General features: G+C 37.5%; 22 protein-coding genes. 13 read left to right on the forward strand and 9 right to left on the reverse strand.

From position 1 onward, the window contains the following. Nucleotides 1–287: 287 nt before the first annotated feature. Nucleotides 288–1,544 carry a BaiN/RdsA family NAD(P)/FAD-dependent oxidoreductase gene (locus DSM02_RS13845; protein WP_128766216.1) on the forward strand — a complete coding sequence of 419 codons (1,257 nt, stop codon included), beginning with the start codon at nt 288–290 and terminating at the stop codon, nt 1,542–1,544. Here DSM02_RS13845 and DSM02_RS13850 read toward each other — a convergent pair. Continuing rightward, nucleotides 1,541–2,017 (reverse strand): TspO/MBR family protein, encoded by a 477-nt coding sequence (locus DSM02_RS13850; protein ID WP_205875153.1) that lies wholly within the window; start codon nt 2,015–2,017, stop codon nt 1,541–1,543. The two genes, DSM02_RS13845 and DSM02_RS13850, sit on opposite strands and share 4 nt — an antisense overlap. 105 nt (nt 2,018–2,122) lie before the next feature. Between DSM02_RS13850 and DSM02_RS13855 the strand changes: the two genes are divergently transcribed. From DSM02_RS13855 to DSM02_RS13865, 3 genes are read left to right on the forward strand one after another with little or no spacing between them, the layout of a single operon-like run. After that, nucleotides 2,123–3,205, forward strand: coding sequence for a diphosphomevalonate/mevalonate 3,5-bisphosphate decarboxylase family protein (locus DSM02_RS13855; RefSeq protein WP_128766217.1), 1,083 nt, complete (start codon nt 2,123–2,125; stop codon nt 3,203–3,205). 30 nt (nt 3,206–3,235) lie between these two features. Then, a complete protein-coding gene (locus tag DSM02_RS13860) occupies nt 3,236–4,174 on the forward strand; it encodes a mevalonate kinase family protein (protein WP_128766218.1) in 939 nt (312 codons plus the stop codon). 28 nt (nt 4,175–4,202) lie between these two features. Next, a complete protein-coding gene (locus DSM02_RS13865; RefSeq protein WP_128766219.1) occupies nt 4,203–5,117 on the forward strand; it encodes a geranylgeranylglycerol-phosphate geranylgeranyltransferase in 915 nt (304 codons plus the stop codon). 59 nt (nt 5,118–5,176) lie between these two features. Here DSM02_RS13865 and DSM02_RS13870 read toward each other — a convergent pair whose 3' ends face one another. Beyond that, nucleotides 5,177–5,512 (reverse strand): hypothetical protein, encoded by a 336-nt coding sequence (locus DSM02_RS13870; protein ID WP_128766220.1) that lies wholly within the window; start codon nt 5,510–5,512, stop codon nt 5,177–5,179. A gap of 377 nt (nt 5,513–5,889) precedes the next feature. Here DSM02_RS13870 and DSM02_RS13875 point away from each other — a divergent pair, with 377 nt between their 5' ends. The 4 genes from DSM02_RS13875 to DSM02_RS13890 all read left to right on the forward strand — a co-directional run bounded on the left by DSM02_RS13875 (nt 5,890) and on the right by DSM02_RS13890 (nt 10,174). Further along, nucleotides 5,890–6,744, forward strand: a complete 855-nt coding sequence (locus DSM02_RS13875) for a pseudouridine synthase (RefSeq protein WP_128766221.1) — start codon at nt 5,890–5,892, stop codon at nt 6,742–6,744. 134 nt (nt 6,745–6,878) lie between these two features. Beyond that, entirely contained in the window at nt 6,879–8,279 is a 1,401-nt protein-coding gene (locus tag DSM02_RS13880; protein WP_128766222.1) for an arginine decarboxylase, read from the forward strand. After that, nucleotides 8,266–9,210: an agmatinase gene (gene speB, locus DSM02_RS13885; RefSeq protein WP_128766223.1), complete on the forward strand. Its 945-nt coding sequence runs from the start codon at nt 8,266–8,268 to the stop codon at nt 9,208–9,210. Before DSM02_RS13880 ends, speB begins: the two co-directional genes overlap by 14 nt. Further along, on the forward strand, nt 9,200–10,174 hold the full coding sequence (locus DSM02_RS13890; protein WP_128762716.1) for a deoxyhypusine synthase family protein: 975 nt from the start codon (nt 9,200–9,202) through the stop codon (nt 10,172–10,174). Before speB ends, DSM02_RS13890 begins: the two co-directional genes overlap by 11 nt. 91 nt (nt 10,175–10,265) lie before the next feature. Here DSM02_RS13890 and DSM02_RS13895 read toward each other — a convergent pair whose 3' ends face one another. After that, the gene (locus DSM02_RS13895; protein ID WP_164918319.1) at nt 10,266–11,876 is read right to left on the reverse strand and encodes a family 20 glycosylhydrolase; all 1,611 of its coding nucleotides are present in this window, start codon (nt 11,874–11,876) and stop codon (nt 10,266–10,268) included. A 208-nt stretch (nt 11,877–12,084) separates the two neighbouring features. Here DSM02_RS13895 and DSM02_RS13900 point away from each other — a divergent pair, with 208 nt between their 5' ends. Genes DSM02_RS13900 through DSM02_RS13910 form a run of 3 tightly spaced genes read left to right on the forward strand, consistent with a single transcriptional unit; the run spans nt 12,085 to nt 15,063 of the window. Further along, nucleotides 12,085–12,804 (forward strand): glycosyltransferase, encoded by a 720-nt coding sequence (locus DSM02_RS13900; RefSeq protein WP_128766224.1) that lies wholly within the window; start codon nt 12,085–12,087, stop codon nt 12,802–12,804. Continuing rightward, the gene (locus DSM02_RS13905; RefSeq protein ID WP_128766225.1) at nt 12,797–13,426 is read left to right on the forward strand and encodes a lipid-A-disaccharide synthase N-terminal domain-containing protein; all 630 of its coding nucleotides are present in this window, start codon (nt 12,797–12,799) and stop codon (nt 13,424–13,426) included. The genes DSM02_RS13900 and DSM02_RS13905 overlap by 8 nt, the downstream gene beginning before the upstream one ends. Next, nucleotides 13,423–15,063: an ArnT family glycosyltransferase gene (locus DSM02_RS13910; RefSeq protein ID WP_128766226.1), complete on the forward strand. Its 1,641-nt coding sequence runs from the start codon at nt 13,423–13,425 to the stop codon at nt 15,061–15,063. Before DSM02_RS13905 ends, DSM02_RS13910 begins: the two co-directional genes overlap by 4 nt. On the opposite strand, the gene DSM02_RS13915 is transcribed toward DSM02_RS13910, so the two are convergent. The 4 genes from DSM02_RS13915 to DSM02_RS13930 all read right to left on the reverse strand — a co-directional run bounded on the left by DSM02_RS13915 (nt 15,060) and on the right by DSM02_RS13930 (nt 19,245). Further along, a complete protein-coding gene (locus tag DSM02_RS13915) occupies nt 15,060–16,463 on the reverse strand; it encodes a putative hexosyltransferase (protein WP_128766227.1) in 1,404 nt (467 codons plus the stop codon). The genes DSM02_RS13910 and DSM02_RS13915 overlap by 4 nt on opposite strands. Before the next feature lie 150 nt (nt 16,464–16,613). After that, the gene (locus DSM02_RS13920) at nt 16,614–18,089 is read right to left on the reverse strand and encodes a cellulose synthase family protein (RefSeq protein WP_382402994.1); all 1,476 of its coding nucleotides are present in this window, start codon (nt 18,087–18,089) and stop codon (nt 16,614–16,616) included. Continuing rightward, the gene (locus DSM02_RS13925; protein ID WP_128766228.1) at nt 18,086–18,775 is read right to left on the reverse strand and encodes a glycosyltransferase family 2 protein; all 690 of its coding nucleotides are present in this window, start codon (nt 18,773–18,775) and stop codon (nt 18,086–18,088) included. The genes DSM02_RS13920 and DSM02_RS13925 overlap by 4 nt, the downstream gene beginning before the upstream one ends. After that, entirely contained in the window at nt 18,775–19,245 is a 471-nt protein-coding gene (locus DSM02_RS13930; RefSeq protein ID WP_128766229.1) for a toxin-antitoxin system YwqK family antitoxin, read from the reverse strand. Before DSM02_RS13930 ends, DSM02_RS13925 begins: the two co-directional genes overlap by 1 nt. Nucleotides 19,246–19,402: 157 nt before the next feature. Here DSM02_RS13930 and DSM02_RS13935 point away from each other — a divergent pair, with 157 nt between their 5' ends. Next, nucleotides 19,403–20,284, forward strand: coding sequence for a hypothetical protein (locus DSM02_RS13935; protein ID WP_240674065.1), 882 nt, complete (start codon nt 19,403–19,405; stop codon nt 20,282–20,284). Nucleotides 20,285–20,321: 37 nt separating this feature from the next. After that, nucleotides 20,322–21,338: a fasciclin domain-containing protein gene (locus DSM02_RS13940; protein WP_128766230.1), complete on the forward strand. Its 1,017-nt coding sequence runs from the start codon at nt 20,322–20,324 to the stop codon at nt 21,336–21,338. A 466-nt stretch (nt 21,339–21,804) separates the two neighbouring features. Here DSM02_RS13940 and DSM02_RS13945 read toward each other — a convergent pair whose 3' ends face one another. Next, complete coding sequence (locus DSM02_RS13945; RefSeq protein WP_128766231.1) at nt 21,805–23,394, reverse strand: 4Fe-4S binding protein; 1,590 nt, start codon at nt 23,392–23,394, stop codon at nt 21,805–21,807. Nucleotides 23,395–23,396: 2 nt separating this feature from the next. Continuing rightward, nucleotides 23,397–24,698: an NAD(P)/FAD-dependent oxidoreductase gene (locus DSM02_RS13950; RefSeq protein WP_128766232.1), complete on the reverse strand. Its 1,302-nt coding sequence runs from the start codon at nt 24,696–24,698 to the stop codon at nt 23,397–23,399. Nucleotide 24,699: the final 1 nt, after the last annotated feature.

Below are 24,699 nucleotides of genomic sequence, written 5' to 3' on the forward strand. Positions count from 1 at the left end.
AAATTATGAAATATTCATGCTGTTGAATTTTTCGCCTAAAAGAGTTTAGTGAATCTTATGATTCTTTTTTTTTGAAAAAAAATAAAAGTAAGCTCAAAAAAGCACCTCAAATAGTACTTTTTTACCTGCACAAAACACCCTTTTTAATCCTTAAAACGTCAAATCTGCGTAATCTCTGAATTCAAAATTCTTAAAAGCTTATTTAATAAGGTGCTAAATCGATTAAACGATTTTTAAATTTATAGTAGTTTAGTTAGAGAAATCAAGCTTGGTGGTATCTTTGTAAAATGATTTACGATTCGATAATTATTGGAGGTGGAGCAGCCGGGTTTTTTACTGCAATTAATTTAGCTAAAAACAGACCTGGAAGCTCAATTATTATTCTAGAACGAGGAGGTCAGGTTCTTGAGAAAGTGCGTGTTTCGGGCGGTGGTCGTTGTAATTTGACGCACGCTGTGTTTGAACCTAGACTACTTACCGATTTTTATCCAAGAGGAAAAAGAGAATTGCTGGGGCCTTTTCATACGTTTATGACTGGGGATACAATGGCTTGGTTTGAAGATTTAGGTATTCCTTTGAAAATAGAAGAAGACGGGAGGGTTTTTCCGCAAAGCGACAGTTCACAAAGTATTATAGATTGTTTTCTTGAAAAGGCTTCGCACTACAACATAGCGATAGAAACTAAAACACCTGTGACATCATTAAAAAAAGTTGATGATAATACCTTTGAATTAGGTTCTAAAAATTTCACTTATCTCTCCAAAACCGTTGTTGTGGCTACCGGGAGTAATCCTAAGATGTTGAAATTACTAGAGGAAGCTCGGGTAAAAGTGACTTCCACAGTGCCATCTTTGTTTACATTTAATATAAAAGATGAGCGTATCACAAATTTAGCAGGAGTTGCTACTCAAGCTCGAGTGAAGCTTTTAGATTTAAATAAAAGATCATTACTTGTAAATGAGACACAAATTGACCAGAATGGTACTGAAGGACCAGTTTTAATAACGCATTGGGGTATGAGCGGGCCGGGAATTCTTAAATTATCAGCTTGGGGTGCTCGCACTTTAAAAGCATCTAATTATGAATTTCTAATTGAGATTTCTTGGTTGCCAGATTATAATATAAATCAATTACGGGAAGCCTTGAGAGAATCAAAATTTAATCTGGCAAAACAGACTGTTGCGAAGTGGGCTCCTTTTGATTTACCTAAACGCCTTTGGCAAAGTTTGGTTAAAGCTTCAGGGATTTCTGATTCTTTAAAATGGGCAGATCTTAATAAAGCTATGCTTAATGATCTGGAGCAACAATTGCTAACGTGTCATTTTCGTGTAAGTGGAAAAAGTACTTTTAAAGAGGAATTTGTGACTGCAGGGGGTGTTGATCTCACTGAAATTGATTTTAAAACATATCAAAGTAAAAAGATCAAGGCCTTGTATCTGGTAGGTGAGGTACTTAATATAGATGCAGTAACGGGAGGGTTTAACTTTCAAAATGCCTGGACGGGTGGTTTTATCGCAGCAAAGGCTCTGGCAGAAAGCCTTTAATTGAGACGCCAGATTTCAAAATTGAGAGCTGTTGCATATGCTACCCATATTATATAGGGGATTAATAGAGTCGCCGCACTAGGATTCACTACTTTAAACCATTTAAAAGTAAAAAGTAAGAGAATAATCAAAGCCAAAATAATAATAAGTGCAGGTAATATAAGTTTAAGCCCGAAAAAAAATATAGACCAACTGGCATTTAATATAAGTTGAAAACCAAAATGATATAGAGCTGTTTTTACCCATTTATGGTAGAAACCTTTGTTCCAAACCATACCTGCTGCTACACCCATAAGTATATAGAGAAGCGTCCATATGGGGCCAAATAACCAATTGGGTGGAGTGAAAAAAGGCTTTTCTAAATTAATATACCACACGTCAACGCTGCTTTGAGTCGCTATTGCACTAAGAAATCCCACGATTAAGCAAATCGTTACGGGTATTAAAATACGTAAAGCCTTTTGTGTGATCATTAGAACTGTACTTGTTACTAATTTAGAAAATAAATATGAGTTTTTAATTCATTAAAAAATTGAGTTTAAACTTTCATAAGTTTTTAGAGACAGTATATTTGCAGTATGACAACTACCAAATTTCATCCTGAGGTCTACACTCAGGCACTGACAAGTCAGTCAGTGAGTTATGCTTCCCCTAGTAATATAGCTCTAATTAAATATTGGGGTAAACACGGTGTGCAAATACCTAAAAACCCTTCAATTAGTTTTACACTAGATACATGTAAGACCACAACTAAATTGAGTTATGTTAAGCGTGAGAAAGTCACTGATGAATATGAGCTTAAGGTGATTTTAGATGGGAAACACAAGCCTGGTTTTGAGCCTAAAATTCATCAATTCTTTGGGCGTATTCAATCTTATCTGCCTTTTGTAAAAGATTATGTGTTTACTATTGAAACATCAAACAGTTTCCCTCATAGTTCCGGTATCGCTTCTTCTGCTAGCGGTTTAAGTGCTCTTGCATTATGTTTGGTGGAAATGGAACGCGAAATGCAGCCAGAAATGACTTTGAAACATTTCAATCAAAAAGCTTCGTTTATTGCGCGGTTGGGTTCAGGAAGTGGTTGTAGATCTTTAGAAGGTCCTTTAGTTGTCTGGGGAGAACATGCAGAAATAAAAGGGAGCAGCGATTTATACGGAGTTCAATATCCGTATGAAATACACCCGGTTTTTGATAACTATCAAGATGCTATTCTTTTAGTAGATAAAGGAGAAAAGCCAGTGAGTAGTACTGTGGGGCATAACTTGATGCACAATCATGCCTATGCTGCAAGTCGTTTTGAACAGGCTGTGGTAAATTTATCTAACCTCATCCCTATTTTAAAAACCGGAGATTTAGATGGGTTTGTGAGGCTTGTAGAAAGTGAAGCGCTTACGCTACACGCAATGATGCTTACCAGTAACCCTTATTTTATTTTAATGAAGCCAAACACACTTCATATTATAGATAAGATTTGGGAATATCGAAGAGAAACCGGTATACCTGTGTGTTTTACGCTAGATGCGGGTGCGAATGTTCATGTTTTATTTTCGGATATAGATAAAGAGCAGATTCACGAATTTATTAAGAATGATTTAAGTAAATACTGTCAGGATAACAGGTATATTTTTGACAGTGTGGGAAGTGGCGCAATTAAGTTGTAACTTTGCCAAGGCCTAATAACTAGTAGATTTATGAAAGGACCTTTATTTTATTCAAAAATTCTTCTTTTTGGTGAGTACGGAATCATCAAGGATTCAAAGGGTTTATCTATACCTTATAACTTTTATAAGGGTGCTTTAAAACTAGATGAAAATCCAGATGAGATCGCTGTTAAATCTAACGAAAGTTTAGGTCGTTTTGCTGAGTATCTTCAGTTACTACAAGAAAATCAACCGGAATTAGTGCAGTTTGATATTGAAGCTTTAAAGGCTGATATAGCTGAAGGTATGTATTTTGACAGTACTATTCCTCAAGGCTATGGAGTGGGGAGTAGCGGTGCGCTTGTCGCTTCCATTTACGATAAATATGCAAGTGATAAGATCACAATTTTGGAGAATCTTACCCGTGAAAAATTATTGACGCTTAAGCAGATTTTTGCGCAGATGGAGTCTTTTTTTCATGGAAAATCTTCTGGTTTAGATCCTTTAAATAGTTATTTGAGCCTGCCTATTTTGATCAATAGCAAAGATGATATAGAGCCTGCCGGAATTCCTTCTCAAACCGTTGACGGTAAAGGAGCAGTTTTTCTTTTAGATAGTGGTATTGTAGGCGAGACAGCACCGATGATCAATATATTTATGGAAAGTATGAAGCAAGAAGGTTTTCGTAAAATGTTAAAAAATCAGTTTGTCAAACATACCGATGCTTGTATCGATGACTTTTTAAAAGGTGATGTGAAGTCGCTTTTTAGTAATGTTAAACAACTTTCTAAAACGGTGCTTCGCAATTTTAAACCTATGATCCCTGCAAGTTTTCATGATCTATGGAAACAAGGCTTAGATTCTAATGATTACTATTTGAAGCTTTGCGGTTCTGGAGGTGGCGGTTATATTTTAGGTTTTACCGAAGATATTGATAAAGCCCGTAGGTCACTTGATGGTCACAAATTAGAAGTGGTCTATAACTTCTAAGAATTATCTTCATTTAAAATACTCGTTTATGTCTCGCATAAGCCGAAGAAATAAACTGTTACTTCTCAAATTTTTGAGTTTGTTTTCGGTGGTGCGTGGGTATAACATTCTTATTATTGTTTTAGCACAATACCTGGCTTCGATATTCATTTTATCGCCAGATAATCTACGTGCGCGAGATGTAGTGCTTGATCTTAATCTATTTTTAATTGTGTTGTCTACTTCTCTGGTTATCGCCGGGGGGTACATTATTAATAGTTTTTACGATAGTGCAAAAGATTTGATCAACAGGCCTAATAAGACGAGGCTAGACCATATGGTGAGCCAGAAAAAAATACTCACTTTGTATTTTGTACTCAATTTCATTTCAGTCATTGTTGCTAGCTATGTTTCTTTCTTTGCAGTGCTGTTCTTCTCAGCCTATATTTTCGGGATTTGGTTTTACTCCCACAAACTGAAGAAAGTTCTTTTTCTTGGAAATCTTACTTCTGCATCTCTTGCGTTAACTCCTTTTTTTGCAGTATTTATTTATTACCGAAATTTTGAAAAAGTGATTTTTGTACACGCATTATTTTTGGGTTTGATTATAATAGTGCGCGAGCTTATTAAAGATCTGGAAAATATAAAAGGAGATATTGCCCTAGGTTATCATACGTTTCCAGTTATTTATGGAGAACGTCCTACCAAAGCTTTAATAACATTACTTGTGGGTATTACAGTAATTCCCGCTTTTTTACTCATCAACAACTTTGATGTAGGGTTGATGAGCTACTATTTCTATTTAAGTATGATTCTGCTACTGGTTTTTTTATTCTGGTTGTGGAAGTCTAACGAGAAGTTGCATTACCTGCTTTTACACAATATTTTGAAATTAATTATCGTGCTAGGTGTTTTTAGTATTTTACTAATTGATACAGATGTTGTGATCAACCGTATTCTATAAAAAAAAAAGCCATCTGAGAGGATGGCTTTTAAGGCTGACTCAAATAAACTAATTACTACTTATGCTTTTTTAATGGTATAGGTAATATTGAAAAAACGATTCCCTGATACTTTAATATCGGTCTTTTTGTAGTTTAATCTTGATTTGATGTAGTTTTCAATGATTTTATTTTCCGTATCTACATTGAGTACAACAAGTTTCCCTTGAGCAGTCACCATAAAGTGAATGTTGTTTTCTAGTATATCCTGCTCTAATTCGATATCAGAATTTCCTAAAAGTGCTACAACCTGAGCACGAAGCTCAACACTTTTTGATTCTGGTTTTGGGTCTGTGTTTGCAAAAAGGTTTGTAGCTGTTAGTGCAAGAGCTAAAACTAAAACGTGTAACTTTTTCATGTTTTTTTTTATTTGTGATTGATGTCTCAAAAATATTAACTCAGCTTGCGTTACACGGTATAATTTGTATTATGCTAATTTGATGAAATACCTGCTTTTTCTGTTAAATTTCAGGTTAGTGACAATTTCTAAACAAATCTATTTTTATTAATTAAAAGCAAGAAAGTCGTGAATTTTCAGAAGGTTTTAGATTGAATTAATACATACTAATTTGTTATTGTTTCTCAAGCCTTCAGTTTTAATAACCGCACTGGTTTCTAATATGAACTAAGGGTTAAGAAGAAGAGTTTTTTAGGCATTCAGTTTATGTCTTTGAAGCTTTGTTTCAGGTGTTAAATTCGTTTTTTAAATATGTATCTTTGCACAAAATTTAAATTATGAGCAGACATCAAGATGGAAAGAGAGACGGGAAAGCGTCTGGTCGCGGTTCTAACAATATGCGTAGCAAAAGTAACGCAAGAGGGAACGCTCCTATAAAGAAAAATACAGCCGCTAGCAGTCGCACAGCGACCGCCAGTTCTGGTAAAGGCGGTATTCGTTTAAATAAATATATTTCTAATAGTGGCATCTGTTCTCGCAGAGAGGCAGATATGTATATCGCTACCGGGCAGGTTTCGGTTAATGGCGAGATCATTAATGAGATGGGGTATAAAGTGAATTTAGATGATGATGTGCGTTTTGACGGTCGTCGCATCAACCCGGAGTCTAAAGCGTATGTATTGCTTAATAAACCAAAAGGTTTTTCTGTAACCACCAGTAATTCTAAAGGAATGACGGTTATGGATCTCGTGGCTAGCGCTACAAAGTCTAGAATTCAGCCGGTAGGAAGATTGGGGCGTAATGCAACAGGACTTATCTTATTTACCAATGATGAGAAGGTGATGCAAAAATTAACCAACTCAAAAGCCGGTTTGCAGCGTCTCTTTCATATAGAGCTTGATAAAAACCTAAAAGGTGAAGATCTTGAGAAAATTAAAAAGGGTCTTACGGTAGATGGTAAAAAGTACGAGGTTGAAGATTTAAAATATGTAGATGGAGCTCCTAAAAAAGAAGTAGGTCTTCGTATAAGAAATATAGGAAGCAGTCTTATACGTACTGTTTTTGAACATTTAGATTATCAGGTTGTACGTGTAGATTGTGTTACACTTGCCGGTTTGACAAAAAAAGACCTGCCAAGAGGTAAATATAAACACTTGAGTGAGCAGGAGATTAATAATCTTATGATGCTTTAAGGCTTTGTTTTATTTTTTATTTTAGATTTAAAGTGTTGTAAAAAGGGAGATTAGTATTTTTTTTACATTACCTTAAGAGTTGATTGCATTGTATATCAAATTCTTTTTTTACATTTCCTGCTTTAAACAATTTAATGAATACAAAGTATATAGATCTTATAGATCAATCTTTCTACTTTCCTCAAGAGGAATTCAAACTTGAGGACAATCAATTAAAGTTTCATGATATAGACTTGATGGCTCTTGTAGAGCAGTATGGCGCTCCATTGAAATTCAGTTATTTGCCAAAAATTTCTGAAAATATCAACCGAGCCAAAGGCTGGTTTGCAGATGCTGTCAAAAAGCATAACTATAAGGGATCTTATAATTACTGCTATTGTACTAAAAGTTCGCATTTTAAGCATGTACTTGATGAGGCTCTAAAAAATGATATTCATATAGAAACTTCTTCTGCTTTTGATATCAATATTGTAAATAAGCTGAAAGAAAATGGTAAGATCACAGATGAGACATTTGTGATTTGCAATGGTTTTAAACGGGACCAATACATAAAGAATATTACCAATCTTATCAATGATGGGCAAAAGAACTGCATTCCTATCATTGATAATTATGAGGAAATCAATCTGCTTACTGAAGGTATTAAAGGTGATTTTAAAATAGGTATTCGTATTGCTTCAGAAGAAGAACCTAAGTTTGAGTTTTATACGTCAAGGTTAGGAATAGGATATAAGAATATTGTTCCTTTTTATGAAGACCAGATTAAGAATAATGATCAGTTGGAACTTAAAATGCTTCATTTTTTCATCAATACAGGGATTCGTGACAACGCGTATTACTGGAATGAGATGAATAAGTGTCTTAAGGTCTATATTAGGTTGAAAAAGATTTGTCCTTCATTAGACAGTCTAAACATTGGTGGAGGCTTTCCTATTAAAAATTCGTTGGCTTTTGATTACGACTATGCTTATATGGTAGATGAGATCATCAATCAAATCAAGATCACGTGCGATGAGGCTGAGGTGCCTGTGCCTAATATTTTTACAGAATTCGGTAGTTATACAGTAGGAGAAAGCGGCGGTGCCATTTATGAAGTGTTGTACCAAAAGCAACAAAATGATCGTGAAAAGTGGAATATGATAAATTCATCATTTATTACTACTTTGCCAGACACTTGGGCGATTAGCAAGCGCTTTATTATGCTACCGGTAAACCGCTGGGATGAAGAATATGAGCGCGTTCTGTTAGGAGGTCTAACATGTGATAGTGATGATTACTACAACAGTGAGCAGCACAGTAACGCGATTTACTTACCCAGATATAAAAAAGACAAACCATTATACATCGGGTTTTTTAATACCGGTGCTTATCAAGAAACCATAGGAGGCTATGGCGGTCTGCAACACTGTTTAATCCCTCAGCCTAAACATATTCTGATAGATAGGGATGAAAATGGTAGCTTAACAACCCGTATATTTAATGAACAACAAAAAGCAGAACAATTGCTTAAGATTTTAGGTTATGAGTACAACTAAAAATTATGCTGGCATCCCTGATGAGTTTGCCAAATTGGAGACTTCAAAAATTGTACTAATCCCGGTGCCTTATGATGGGACTAGTACTTGGGGTAAAGGTGCAGACAAAGGGCCGCAGGCTTTTTTAGACGCATCAGAAAATATGGAGACTTACGATATTGAGACTGATACTGAAGTTTATCAGCAGGGTATTTATCTCGCTCCTGCAATAACTGAAGCTAGTTCTCCAGAAGCAATGGTACAAGAAGTTCATAAAACAACTAAAGACTTTATTAAACGTAACAAGTTTGTTACACTATTTGGTGGTGAACATTCGGTATCAATAGGTGCCATACGTGCTTTTAATGAGCTGTACGACAATCTTACGGTATTACAAATAGACGCACATACAGACTTGCGTCAGGAATATATGGGTAGCAAATGCAACCACGCCTGTGCAATGTATGAAGCTAGCCAGACAACAAATCTAATCCAGGTAGGCATACGAAGTATGGATGCTCTTGAGAAAACCGTAATGGATGAGGACAAAGTCTTTTTCGCTCACGAAATGGTGCAGGATGAGTACTGGGCAGATACGGTTATAGATTTATGTACAGATCACGTTTTTGTAACATTTGATCTTGATGGATTAGACCCTTCTATAATGCCATCTACAGGAACTCCTGAGCCGGGTGGTTTATTTTGGTATGAAACTATGGATTTCTTAAAGCGTCTTTTTGCTGAAAAGAATGTGGTAGGCTTTGATATAATGGAACTTTGCCCTAGCGAGCACGATAAATCTTCAGACTTTTTAGCTGCTAAACTGTATTATAAAATGTTAAGCTACAAATTTGAAGGAGAAGATATAGAAGATAATTATGATAATACTTACGTAGCTAAAACTTCTAAAGGCGGCGTAAATAAATTTGACCTAAATGACGATGAAGACTAAGGGAGCAATCTCTCAATTTATAGAAAAATATTATTTACACTTTAATGCTGCTTCGGTTGTAGATGCTGCAAAAGGTTATGAAGCGCAACTCGAGAATGGTGCAAAAATGCTAGTTTCTCTTGCCGGTGCTATGAGTACCGCAGAGTTGGGTAAAATTTTTGCCGAAATGATCCGTCAGGATAAGGTTCAGATTATCTCTTGTACCGGTGCAAACCTTGAAGAAGATATTATGAATCTTGTAGCGCATTCACATTATAAACGCGTGCCTAACTATCGAGATCTAACTCCGCAGGAAGAATGGGATCTTTTAGAAAAAGGTCTTAATCGTGTTACCGATACCTGTATACCTGAGGAGGAAGCTTTCCGCAGATTGCAACAACATATTTTCAAAATCTGGAAAGATGCAGATGATGCCGGTGAGCGCTATTTACCCCACGAGTTTATGTATAAAATGTTGTTGAGTGGTGTGCTTGAAGAATACTATGAGATTGATTTAAAAGACTCGTGGATGTATGCCGCGGCTGAGAAAAACTTGCCAATAATCTGCCCGGGTTGGGAAGATAGCACAATGGGTAACATCTTTGCTTCTTATGTGTTAAAGGGAGAGCTAAAAGCTTCAACAATGAAGTCAGGTATTGAATATATGACCTTTTTAGCAGATTGGTACACCAATAATTCTGAAAACGGAATTGGTTTCTTTCAAATAGGTGGTGGTATTGCCGGGGATTTCCCTATATGTGTAGTGCCTATGTTGTATCAGGATATGGAACGCGAAGACACGCCATTTTGGAGTTATTTCTGTCAGATATCAGATTCTACAACCAGTTACGGTTCGTACTCAGGAGCTGTTCCTAACGAAAAAATCACCTGGGGTAAACTGGATATCAATACACCAAAATTTATAATCGAGAGTGATGCTACTATTGTAGCTCCGCTTATTTTTGCATATCTGTTGGATATGTAAGATGAATTCTAGTAAACTAAAAGCCTCCTAAAGCCAAAATTCAGGAGGCTTTTTTTATAAGTCTATATTCAATAACTAAAGATATATACTTTTATTTTTTTAAAGTCTTGGGTATTTCGCTTTCAGTCTTCCATTCTATCAAAGGGGAAGGATAATAGTTTACATTCATCTTCTCTAAGAATGGAGCTTGGTTGCCGAGACGAGCTTTATAATTTTCCCAGTCTCTGTTTTCAGGTTGTGACCAGTTCAACTCAGCAAAACCTATAGCTCTTGGGAACGCTAAGTACTCAAGTTCGCTAATAGTGCTAATAGTTTCAGACCATAAAGGTGCCTCAATACCCAATATATTTTTCTGAGGTATATTTTTATAAGATTCCGGTTTCCAAATGTAGGCTGTATCTACTGGCACATAGCCGGCCCAATTCAAGCCATATTCAGACTCAAGATCATATTTCATATCCAGATAGGCTTTGTTTGCAGGAGACATAATTATCTTTAGGTTTTTAGCTACGGCCATTTTTGCATTGTCTGTACTTGACCAAAACTGAGCAATAGATGTAGTATCAATATCTGCCGTAACAATTTCATCCCAACCAATCATAATTTTGTCGTAGCGCTGAACAATCTGTTCAACTTTATTTACAAAATAGATATAATCGTCCTTTTTGGTCACGTGGCTTTCATCACCACCTATGTGAAAATAAGGTCCGGGCGTTAATGCCGAGATCTCTCGTACAACATCATCTATAAATGTATAAACCGTATCCTTATGCGTGTCAAACGTGCTGAAACCTACGTGTGTGCCTCGGTATATTTTCGGAGTTTTTCCGTTTCCATTTAAAATAGGATAAGCCACCGAAGCTGCATTGGTATGACCAGGCATATCGACTTCGGGAATTATGGTGATGTGATTTTGGGCAGCGTACTCAACAATAATTTTATAATCTTCTTGTGTGTAAAAGCCACCGGGCTCGCTACCTACTTCTGTAACTCCGCTTATCTCCGTAAGTTTGGGCCATGATTTTATTTCAATTCGCCATCCCTGATCATCTGTCAGGTGTAGATGCAAAATATTGTACTTATAGTAAGCCAGGAGATCAATATATTTTTTGACTTCTTCCACAGTAAAAAAATGACGTGCTACATCTAGCATAGCGCCGCGATACGCAAATAAAGGGCTGTCATTAATACTTCCTGAAGGGATAGGCCACACAGGATAATCGATGATAGAATCACTTGCTTTTGAAGGAATGAGTTGGCGCAAAGTCTGAATACCTCTAAAGGCTCCGGCAGCACTTGCAGCACTCAAAACAATAGAGTCTCTATTAATCTTTAAAAAATAAGACTCTTGATTTATTTTAGATAAACTATTTGAATGGTGAATATAGATGACACTTTCCTGATTCGGGAACTCTGTATTTACAGGAACATCCATCTGTATTAAATCTTTTAGTTTATCAGCTAAAAACAAGCCGACATCATTAAAATCTAATGAATCTGGTGCTGTGTGAATAGCTGTAAATCGATCTAACGGAAAAGCGCTGTATGTAGCTTCTGTAGTTGAAGGTTTTGGGATGAGGTCTGCCTGAGTTAAATCGGTTTTAGGAAGATTTAAGTGCCGAGGTTCTTTTTCGGGTTTACAAGAAAAAAAAAGCATTGCAATACAGCTGAATGCTATAGCTGAAGATTTAGAATAATGCATCAATTGGTTGTATTAAAATCGAAGGTTTAACTGTTATACTTAACTTTCTAGTTAAAAGAATCTTGCAAATTACACTATCAAAAATTATAAAAAGAAAAAGTGCTCTGTAAATTAGAGGATGCATTTAAAGTTCTGTAATTAACAAAAACAGGTAATCTTTAGATTTGCTTTAGAAGTATTGCTTATTTTCGCAAACTTATTTATTAGTATGTCTTACAAGTTAACGGTAGTCGTTCCTGTTTATAATGAAGAAGATAATCTACTTCGGGTAGAGCAGGTTTTTCAGGATTATTTTAAAATAGCTGCGGTACCTACTCAAGTGCTTTTTGTAAATGATGGTTCTAAAGATAAAAGTCAAGAGCTTATAGAAACCATTTGCGCGCGTAGTAAAGGATTTCAGTTTATTTCTTTTGCAAAAAACTGCGGATTGAGCGCAGCGATTAAAGCCGGATTTGATTATACTAAAACTCCTCTGGTAGGTTATATTGACAGTGACCTGCAGACTACTCCAGAAGATTTTAACGTCCTGTATCCTTATATTAAAGAGTATGATCTGGTAACCGGTCATCGTGCCGATCGAAAGGATTCTTTTGTAAAAAATATGTCGAGTACAATTGCAAATAAAATTCGGCGTGCTTTTACAAATGATGGGATGGATGATACAGGTTGTCCTTTAAAAATTATCAAGACTGATTATGCTCAGCGAATCCCCATGTTTAGAGGTTTACACCGCTTTTTGCCTGCCATGATTATGCTTCAAAATGGGAAAACGGTACAGGTTCCTATTCGTCATTTTCCACGTATTGCAGGAACTGCCAAGTTTGGTTTGTGGAACCGCCTTTTAGGTCCCTTGATGGACTGTTTTGCGTACCTGTGGATGAAGAACAAATACATTAATTATGAAGTAGCCAAAAAATCAGATGCATAGCCCCGTTTGGATATATGCAATTGGTTTTCTCGCGCAGTTAATGTTTAGCGGTCGCTTGATTATTCAATGGTTTTTATCTGAAAAGCAGAAACGGGTACTTACGCCTTCAACCTTTTGGTGGTTGAGCTTGGGAGCTTCTTTCTTGCTTTTTGTCTACGGGTATTTACGGGATGATTTCGCCATTATGCTAGGCCAAACCTTAACCTATTTTATTTACATCAGAAACTTGCAACTACAGGGACAGTGGGTTAAATCACCTAAAGTCCTTCGCTGGTTTTTATTTGTTTTTCCGATTCTGCTGGTGATTTATGGCTACAATAATGGGCATTATGATATCGATAAATTGTTTAGAAATGAAGATATTCCCTTGTGGCTGTTGCTTTTGGGGAGCATTGCTCAGGTGATTTTTACGTTGCGATTTATCTATCAGTGGATTTATTCTGAACGCAAAAAGAAATCAAGCTTGCCTTTAGGATTCTGGTTGTTGAGCCTCGTAGGCGGACTCCTAATTCTTACCTATGCTATTTTGCGCAGAGATCCGGTACTTTTTGTGGGACACCTTATGGGCGTTTTTATCTATTATCGCAATATGAAACTTTCAATTGGTATTGATAAAGAATGAGTATTGACGAAAAATATTATCCGCTAATCATTCTGGCAGTTTGTGCATTGCTGTTTTTTCCGCATCTTGATGTGCTATACGCCAACATTATGGAAGCGCGTAACTTCATCACCGCACGCGAAATGCTGCACTACGACAATTGGGTGTTTACCACAATGAACGGTGAAGCCCGTTATGAAAAGCCACCCTTACCAACATGGTTGGCGGCCTTTTCGGGTGCGATTTTTGGTATTAGTAAACTTTGGGCGTTGCGACTGCCTTCTGCAATTATTACCACGGTAATGGCCCTTTTTAGTTTTTCGCTTTCGCGAAAACGTCTCAGTTTGTCTCCAAAACAAAGTTTGTATACGACGCTCATTCTTGCAACCTCCTTTTATGTGATTTTTGCAGGGCGAAATGGCACCTGGGATATTTTCGCCCACGCTTTTATGCTGGGTGGTATTTATTTTTTATTTCAGTTTTTTACCGAAAGCAAGCAGAAGTATAAAAACGCTTCCCTTGCCGGGTTGTTTCTTGGTCTGTCTTTTATGAGTAAAGGCCCTGTAAGCCATTTTGCGCTTCTTCTACCATTTTTGATTGCCTACGCCTGGGTTTACAAATTCAGAAGTTTTAAAGGTAGAATAGCACCATTTATGATGCTGCTGGTTATCGCTTTGGTGCTTAGTTCTTGGTGGGCACTGGCTATTTATTTTGTAGACGGGGAAACAGCACAGGCAATAGCCGATAAAGAGTCGGCAGCGTGGGCCAATCACAATACGCGTCCTTTTTATTATTACTGGAGCTTTTTTACGCAAAGCGGAATCTGGACGGTTCCGGCTTTTGTAGCGCTTTTATATCCTTATTTAAAATCAAGGGTTACGCATTTAAGAGCCTACCGCTTCAGTTTGATCTGGACGTTAGCAGCAGTCGTTTTACTTTCTTGTATTCCGGAGAAAAAATCAAGATATCTATTGCCGGTACTAATTCCCCTTGCGTTCAATACCTCGTTCTACATAGAGTATCTCGTCCGTGAATTCAAAAGCCTGAGTGATAAGCGCGAAACCATACCGGTATATTTTTACTTTGGTTTGCTGGCGACGATTTGTTTACTTTCCGGTCCTGTCATTTTATACCTTTTCAGTGAAGATTTTCAGGCAACAGACTGGCTCTGGTTTGGCTTATTTCAACTAGCTGCGATAGGCTTTGCTTTTGTATTTATAAAGAGTTTACGATCTAAAAGTATTGAACCGGCATTTTTTGCAGTAATTGGTTTTTCTTGTGCTATTATTCTTTTTGTGTTTCCGGTGGTTAGGCTTAGCTATACCAATCAAGATTTTAGAGAAATCGCACCAATAATTGCAGACTATAAGGTTGCCGGCAAACCCATCTACCTATTTGAAAACAGTTCGCCGGAACTGATTTGGGATTTAGGAGAGCGTGTACCAGTGCTTAATACACGTGAAGGCTTGCAGTTGCCTGCTCAAACTTCTTTTTATTTGATTTTAGAGGAAGAACGTAAAAAAGAAGTAGAACAATTGTTAGCCGGCTTAAAAATGACTTTAAAAGGCTGCTATGATGGAAATATAACGACGAAAGCGGATCGTAATTATAAAACCCGAAGGATTGGTTGCCTATATCTTGTTTCTGAAGCCAATTAAGAAAATAGCTTCAAGCTCTTTTTGGTATTCAATTCCAAAATTAAATAGCCGGCAACGGCGCAATATTCAAAAGCTACTAATACTAATTTTTCGTGTACGCCATCTACTTGATACGCAGCGTAACTAAACATTATAGTAAATGTCCACATTAGCATATAGCGGTATCTTGTAAAAACCGAAAGTAATAATGGCGTAGCGAGGTACCAGGGATGCACGGTTGTAGAAAGCGCAAAATAACAGGAAATACCAAAAAGAAGTCCGGTAAAGAGTTGTTGCAGACTTCTGTTTTTTCTAAAAAAGCTTAGTGCGAGTAGTGCAACTACCGCTATAAGCGGAAGAACTTTGCCTGCAGTTTCAATAATATTATAGCCTTTTACCTGATAACCTACCCAGCGCACGACATAATACATACTGGCATTGAACTCAAATTTCTGAAACCAAAGGGATAATGTCGCACTAAAATGCTCCAGCAAAGCTGAATTTAAAAAGGGTGAAAAACTCAAGATGAAAATCAAAATAGCCAATCCGTAAAAGCGGGTTGATTTCCAGAGTGAAGCCGGAAGATTTTGTTTTACGTAACGCAAAAAGTCTTGCGTTTGAACTGAAGGTTTTGCAGGCTTGATCAAAAACTGAAACAACAGCGGAAGCAACATCAACGGCACCAATTTTACGGAAACCGAAAGTCCCCAGAGCACTGCCGCCCAAAACCACTTTTTAAGGTATAACAAATACAGCGCTGCAAGCATAAAAAAGAGCATAACGCCTTCAAAATGCAGGTTTCCGGTGAGTTCAATTACAATAAACGGATTGAGAAAATACCAGAAAATCTGTTGTGCTGGCAAGCCCATCACTTTTAAAAATTTGCTTCCTATCCAAACGATTCCGAGATCTGCAGCGATGATACTGAGTCGCAGAACTACGATTCCGCCCAGGATCGAATTACCGCTGAAAAGTCCGGCAAGCCAAAAGAAAAACTGATTCACCGGGGGGTAATTTGAATAATGCGCACGGCTTAAACTGCCCATTCCTTCCAGTAGTTCGCTGCTTTGGCTAATAGGAATAGTTCCCTGAGCTACCCATTGATCGGGCGTAAGTAAATACGGACTCAATCCCTGAGTGAGTAAACGGCCATCCCATAGAAAGCGGTAAAAATCTTGTGACAAATTGGGTTCGGCAATAAAGAAAATACATCGGGCAAGGACACCCACAGCAACAAGAATTTTAAAATCGGTTTTTAGAAGATGAATGAGTTTAAAAGACAGAAAGAATAAAGCTGCGTAAAGTGTGATGAGTTTTACAAAATCGTAACGCTGTAAACCGTAGGCAAACGTGCAATACATCACCAGGATACTGATGATAAATAGGAGTTGTATTTTATAAGGCTTTAGTTTTTTTAGCATCAATTTAGTGCAGAAATTAGGATAAATATAGGCTTTTATACCATGCGCCAGCGATTACAGCGGCATCCTTTAGCGCCTTTTTTGGCGCTAAAGATATAGTGGAAAGCGCGGTTTTTCTGAAGCGGGAGCATCAGAAACAGGTGCCCAAAATCAGGCTTGTGAAAAAATAGATTTAAAGGCTACAAAGCCAAAACCAAAGAAAAGCATCAGGTGAAATAGCATCAGGCCAAAATCCTGAATGGCAAACGCGCTGTAAATAGCAAAGCCAAAATATAAAAAGAGCAGGCTCTCTACGATGGTGTTGAGCGACAGGTGTTTTTTAAGGTAAATGTTTGCCTTGTAGCTGTCGCCTTTTTTCTTGATGTTGAATTTTGGCGTACGTATAAATTCAGACTTTTTACCAAAATGCCCTTCTAGAACGGCAAGCGAATTGTGTACGCTAAAGCCCATGGCAATGGAGAAAAAGGTAAAAAACATACCGATATACCTGAGGAAATTTTTAAATCCGCCGCCGTGTATTTTTTTATAGGTGACCCAATAACAGCCAAAAAAGATGATTGTACTCACGGCAAAAGCAGCGATCACATTAAAATACCAGCTGTATGCGGGATTGTTATTTTTGATATATAAAATCGGGACGCTCAGGATCGCTACGAGCAATACCAGCAAAAACATGCTGCTGTTGAGCAGATGAAAAAAGCTGTGAAACTTCGTCTTAAACGAAACCGTAGGATCTTTTAAAAGTCGGCCATACAGCTTCTGAAAGTTTTCGGCAGCTCCTTTGTTCCAACGGAATTGCTGCGAACGTGCAGCACTAATGGCTACGGGCAGTTCGGCTGGGGTTTCTACATCAATGAGGTATTTAAAATCCCATTTTTTGAGTTGCGCGCGGTAGCTGAGGTCCAGGTCTTCGGTTAGGGTATCTCCCTGCCAGTTGCCGGCATCAAGGATGCAGGTTTTGCGCCAGATTCCTGCGGTACCGTTAAAGTTGATAAAGTGATGCCCAAAATTGCGGCCTACCTGTTCCAGAACAAAATGAAAATCAAGTGCAAATGCCTGAATTTTGGTCAATAGGGAATAGTTGCGGTTGAGGTGCGCCCAGCGGGTTTGCACCACGCCGATTTTCTCATCCTTAAAATACGGTACTGTCTTTTGCAACCAATCGGGATTGGGAACAAAGTCTGAATCAAAAATGGCGATATATTCACCTTTTGCGATCAGAAGGCCTTCTTTTAAAGCGCCGGCTTTAAAGCCGCTTCGGTCGGTACGGGTGATGTGTTTGATATCAAGACCCTGGTCCTGTAATTGGTTTATTTGCTTGCGGGTAGTCTCAAGACTCGCATCTGTAGAGTCGTCAAGCACCTGTATTTCTAATTTGTCTTTAGGATAATCGAGCTTTGCGATGCTTTCAAGCAATCGTTCTACCACATACATTTCATTATAAAGCGGAAGTTGTACCGTTATAACCGGAGTTTCTTCCGGTTTTGAAAAGTCAAAAAGCGGTGCGTTTTCTGTACTTTTTTTGGCTTTCAGGTAATTAAGTAGCAGGTTGAGTTGTGCCAGGCTGTATAAAAATATAACTGCCAGCGCCAGAGTGTATAGGATGATTACTGCTGTCTCTATCATTTGAAACTGTATTTAAAAATCCAGCCCAGAATTTTTACACCGGCAAATATAGCACCTTTAACGGTTCCTGAAACTTTTGATACGCCGATGCGGTTGCGGTACTTTACGGGAATTTCGGTGTACGTAAGCTTTTGTTTTAAGGCTTTTAACTGCATCTCAACCGTCCAACCATAGGTTTTGTCTTCCATTTTTAAGGCCAAAAGCTTATCGTATTTTATGGCTCTAAAAGGCCCTAAATCGGTAAAACGGGAACCAAAAAACCAGCGCATCAGGGTTGTCGCCAATGTGTTACCAAAACGTTGCGGGAACGTCATACTGCCATCTTCGCGCAGGCGCTTTACACGCGTACCAATTACAAAATCGAGATTATCCTGAATGATGGGTTTAATCAATTCATCTAACTGCTCCGGGTAATCGCTGTAATCACCGTCTAAAAAAACAATAATATCTGGTTTGGTTTCTTTCGCAGCTACATAGCTTATCCCTTTTAAACATGCGTAGCCATAACCAGGTCTTTTCTCAGATAGCACTGTCGCCCCGGCATTTTTAGCGCGTAATTCGGTCTGGTCTTTAGAATTATTACTGACTACAATTATTTCATCCACATGATCTGGAATGTCCCTAACTACAGATTCAATAGAATCTTCTTCATTATAAGCAGGTATAATTACTTTAATTTTTTGCATTAAAAGCGGGCATTAGGATTGTCTTTCTTAAACTGAGATATGCTCGTCCAACTTCCGGAGAGTTTATCTTGATCATATCTATTAGCTTTTATAAGTTTTTCATTTTTGTAAAGCAGACCGTAACCTTCTTTTACGTTATTCTGATACTGAATTTTTTCTTTTTGGTTTTCTGATCTGTAAACAATCCACCAATTTACTTTTTGATCTTGTTTGTAGTGCCCTTCTCTTAAGAGTCGGGAGGTCTTGTCATAATAAAACCAATATCCATTTTTTTGATCATTATAATATTCTCCTTTTGCTTTAACCACTCCTGATGAATAATAATAATACCAATAAGCTTCTTTATCAGAGCCTTTTTCCCATCCTTCAGCAATTAGGTTTCCATTGGCGTCAAATTCCCGTATATAGATTTTGCTCTCCTGAGAAATGCAAATGAAACCAATTAAACAGAGTAAGATTTTAAATATCATGGAATTATTAATGTAAGACGAAAAAGATTGCTTGAACTAACATATGGTTTTCAAGGATTGTATACGCAAAAACCCTCTCAAGAGTTTTTAACATAAAATTAATAAAACTGAATTATTGAATACAGCGTATGTGTCGTGTAACCAAAAATCTATAACGATGAACTTAAATTTACGATTTCTTACTGGTGCGCTTTTTATGCTGCCAGTTCTGATGCTTGCTCAGAGTCCGGTAAGCGGCTTTATGAAAACTAAAGGAGATGGGAGTATAACGGCTTCTTTTTCTTCTGAAAAATATGATGAAGTATTTCTTGTACCTCAAAAGGTAGATGGAGTACCGGTTTTTAATGAAGTTAAAACAACAAGTTACTCGCTTTATGCTGAGTATGGAATTTCAGATAATTTCAATTTAGTATTTAATCTTCCTTATATCAAGTCTGAAGGACAAGCTATACCAGAAACCTTAGAAAATACAGGTTATGAGAATGAGCGTAAAGGTTTGCAGGATGTTAGTATTTACGGGAAGTACCGTTTTGCTTCTAAAGCAACTCCTAACGGAATGATAGACTTTATCGCTGCTGCAGGTATTGAAACACCTTTGGGTGATTATCGTGTAGACGAAGCACTACAATCTATTATAGCAATAGGTAATCGCTCTACAGATATTACAGGTCTTGCGATTGCATCTTACAAACACAATAATGGTATTTTTATTACGGGACAAATTGGTTACAGCTTACGCAGTAACAGCGTTCCTAATGCTTTGTTGAGTGAAGTTAAATTGGGCTATGCTGCTTCAAAATTTTACTTAGAAGGGTATGTGGCAAACCAGTTATCAGATGATAGTGGGGTTGATATTTTAGGAGAAGGCTTTAATGGATTCTTTCCTGCAACGCGGGTGAACTATACACGCTTAGGCTTTAATGCATACGTTCCGGTATGTAAGAGTGTAGGCCTTTCTGGAGGATATTCTAACTATATCGAAGGTCGTAACCTGGGAGATGCAGATGGTTTTAACTGGGGGGTGACGTATTCATTCTAAAAATCAAAAATTTCAATAACTACATAAAAAAGATATTATGAAAAATATATACAAATATACCGGTGTCGCACTGGCCTGTTTAGGTGCTGTTTTAAACACATCTTGTGAAACCGATAGTGCTTACGAAGATGAGCCTGCATCTATTGCAGCAATTGCTGTGGCTAATCCTGATTTTAGCACTTTAGAAACTGCTGCTGTATTAGGAGATGTAGCTGTAACCTTGAGTAACAGTAACTCTAATGATGCTTCTGGCGACTTTACAGTTTTTGCTCCTACAAATGCAGCATTTGCACGTTTGGGTCTTGAGGAGTCAACATTAGGCGCTTTGCAACAACCTTTTTTGAAAAGTACATTGCTGTATCACGTTTCTAACGGTAATTTGCTTGCAAATTCTATTACAGATGGAGTAACTGCGCCTTCACTTTTAGGTCCAACACGTCGTTTTATTGAACGCGACGGAGCTATATATATTAACGGTTCTGAGATTTTAGCTACAGACATATCAGCTTCAAATGGAACCGTACACGTGATTGACAAAGTGATGATTGCATCAGGAGCAGATGTAGTACAAACAGCTTTGGCATTAAATGATGCAAACGTATTTAAAAACCCGGAGCTTACATTTTTAGTGGCGGCTGTAGTTTATGCTGATTTAGCAGGTGCTTTGAGCAATCCTGATGCTAGTTTTACGGTTTTTGCTCCTACAGATGCAGCTTTTAAAGCTGTTTTAGAAGCTGTACTTGGTGATGATTATACTGGTACTACAGATGATATAGCAAAATTAGATATGGTTTTAGGTGCTGGTACAGTACAAGCAATTTTATTAAATCATGTTTTTGCAGATTTTTCTGCCGGTAAATTTACTTCAGAATTAAATGCAGGTACTTATGATGCATTAGGATCAGATGATATAACTCTAGGAGTATTTACAGATGGTGTGCTTAGTGTAAGCGGTTCTGGTAATGCTGCACCTGCAAATATGGTGATTCCAGATGTGCAAACTACAAATGGTATTGTACACGTAATTGATCAGATGTTATTACCTATACTTTAAAATTCTAGAACGGAATGGTTGTCATTTCGTAAATAATGCAAATACCGTTTGATTATTAGATTTGTTATTAAGAGGTGCAGGTTGAGATTTGCACCTTTTTTCATTTATGTAATTAGAGTTTTAGTTGATATGTGCATTAGACTTGCTGAAAGAGTATTCGAATAATAGAAGGGAATTTAGACTTAGCTGAGGTTTAAGTGGTTTTTTAATTAATGAATCTGAAAATCAAATATTTAACATTTTTTTTCAAAACCGAATGTGAACAAGCTTCGTATGTATTTATAATTAATGCATTAAGAAATGTACCAATCATAGTGATCTTAAAAAATAATTCATGTTGTATTGATTAGCCTTAATATTAAAATATAAAAGAGATTGTTTGTTTGTTATATGATTTGTTCAAAAGACGGAAGTGGAGACTTCCGTCTTTTTTTATTTATGAATCTAAACCTATACTGAAGAGTTTCTAGTTTTGATTCAAATAATCCATAAGGTCTACATCATTACCAAGCAATACTTCACGGCTGTTGATGCGATTATCTGTAGCAGCATTTTCTAATTTTAAAACGCCACGCGGGCAAACTGCAGAGCAAATACCACAACCTACACAACTTGCACGTACAATATTTTCGCCTTTCTGCGCATAAGCACGTACATCAATTCCCATTTCGCAATAGGAAGAACAGTTACCACAAGAAATGCACTGTCCGCCATTTGTCGTGATTCTAAATTTTGAAAAAAGTCTTTGCTGAAGGCCTAAAATTGCAGCCATTGGGCAGCCAAAACGGCACCACACACGATTGCCGAAAATAGGGTAGAAGCCTGTACCGATTACTCCACTAAAAATACTACCGATTAGAAAACCATAACTTGTACGCAAGGTTTCTGCCGGGATTAAAAAGAGTGTACTTCCGCTGGTATAATGAATACCTATTAAGGCTAAAACAATCACTAAATACCCAAAAGCGCCATAACGCGCATCTTTTTGTAACTCTTCTTTTTTAAAAATCCATATTGCAGTAAAAAGGAGCGTTAAAAAAACACCCACGCCAATTAGAAAAATATCTTTAGTGAGCCAGTATTTATCAGGATCGTAACCCAGATATGTAGAAATTACAGCTGTTGTCATCACTACCACAAAAACCAAAACACTGTGTACAACCCAGCGTTCCACCTTCCATGCAAATTCGCTCTTATCACTAAGATGTCTAAACGAATCACCGGCAGTTTCTGCGAGTCCGCCACAGCCGCAAACCCAACTGCAATACCAGCGTTTACCGTATTTGTAAGTGAGTATAGGCGTAATTACAAAAATTGAAGCAATACCAAATAGTAATAATGCCAACCCGATTTCACCTGCTGAAATAAAATCATCTACGCGGTACTGCTCAAAATTATAATAATTGAGCGGCCAAACATTTTTTATGTCGTAATACGGAAGACTGAAATCATCAGAATTTAAACGCGCCATAAATTCTGGAATCAAAAAAGCAAAAGCTGTCTGAAAAAACATAACGCTTATTGTTCGCAAGCGCTCGTAACGGTTGTGGCGGTACTTCCATAGAAATTTAATACCAAAACCTAAAATAGCAATGGTGTATAAAGTCCCGTAAACAAACCATTGGCTGGCTGGGTTTCCACTTAGAATTTTACTCAAAGGATCAAAAAGTGCAATGAGACCAGTGTTTTCTCCTTCTGCACTAAGACCTAGCAGATCAGCTTTAAAATAAAGAACAATGTAAAACCCGGTTAGAGCAAGGCCAGCAACCCAGGCCAAAAAACCGCGACTGGAAATAGATTTAAACCAGACGCCATCATTTTTAATCCCCTCTTGTTTGTCAGCATAGGCTCCGTAGGAAAAAAGAAGAATCCCACCAAAAATTGAAACAAGCGAGAGTGTAAGCCACAATGTTTTGTTAAGCAAATTAATGTTGAATAAAGCGAGTAATAAAATGATGAGACCGCCCACACCAATTGCTGTACCTATTTTCTGAATGCTGTTTATAGAAGCTGGTGGCTGACCGGTAAGCGATAGATCTCGTTGTATGCTGCTCATAGTTATGCTGTTTGTTTTGAAGCGTTGTAAGTAGCTTGTATCTGTGATTCATATTTTTTGTAAAATTCGGGATCAAAATTAGCCTGACTTAAATGCTGTAGCACATATTCAACAGACTTATGTTCATTGAGCCAGCGGTCTAAAACTTCGTGGCGCATTCTGATCCCAAAGGTGTTAATCCCTAAAAATTGTAAGGATTCTTTGTGAAAGGCGATTGTGATACATTTTGTATTGTCAGGATGTTTCCAATGAAAATGTTGCTCGTAGTCTTTTTTATTTTTGGTACTGAAGACCCAGCCATACGTTTGATATTCGATATCAAAAAATTTAGCGCTATTAAACCAGTTTCCAGGATTGTATTCAAAGGGTGTTCCGCAGATGGTTTGAGCTACTGTTTCTCCCATCATACGGCCGGTATACCATACCGCTTCAATCGGTTTGCGCAAGCCTATGGCTTCACGCTGTTGTGCACAGTCGCCAATGCCATAAACATTTTTTACATTGGTTTCAAGCAATCTATTTACGAGTATTCCTTTATCGGTTTCTATACCGCTGTCTTTCAGAAAGTCGATTTTTGGTTTTACTCCGGTGGTGATGCCAACTAAATTACATGGAATTTCTTCTCCTTTTTTTGTAATTATAGCTTGTACATTTCCGGTGCCGTTGTCTATAATTTTATCGAGTTCTTCTTCGTGACGAAGGTCAATACCATGACTTAAAATATGTTCAGAAATCAATTGAGCTTCGGCATCAGGCAAAACACCAGACCAGAACCCTTTTTCTCGCACCAGGAGGGTCACATCAATTTTACGAGTGTGAAGCATTTCAGCTAATTCAACACCTATAAGTCCGCCGCCAACAATCACGGCTTTTGGGCAAACCTCATTATTGGGTGCGTTATGCTCTAACAATTCCAGATCCTGTTTAGAGACCAAACCCTGAACACCTTTAAGATCCTGACATTCCCAGCCGTATTTTGCAGGAATAGAACCGGTAGCTAAAATAAGTGTGTCGTACTTTAGTTTTTGACCATCTGCTAAATGAAGTATTTGCTCTTGAGGATTTATTTTTTCAACATAAGCCTGTATTAAATCAATTCGGTTTTTAGCCCAGAATTTGTCTTCATACGGTTTGAGATCTTTCCAGCGCATATGGCCCATATACACATACATTAATGCCGTACGCGAGAAAAAATGCTCACTTTCGGCAGAAATAAGGGTTATTTTTTTATCAGAATTTTTGCGGATGTGACGCGCAGCCGTAACTCCTGCTATACCATTACCCACAATAACCACATGCTCCATA

Origin of the sequence: Leeuwenhoekiella polynyae (assembly GCF_004104075.1) — a bacterium.
Taxonomy (GTDB): domain Bacteria; phylum Bacteroidota; class Bacteroidia; order Flavobacteriales; family Flavobacteriaceae; genus Leeuwenhoekiella; species Leeuwenhoekiella polynyae.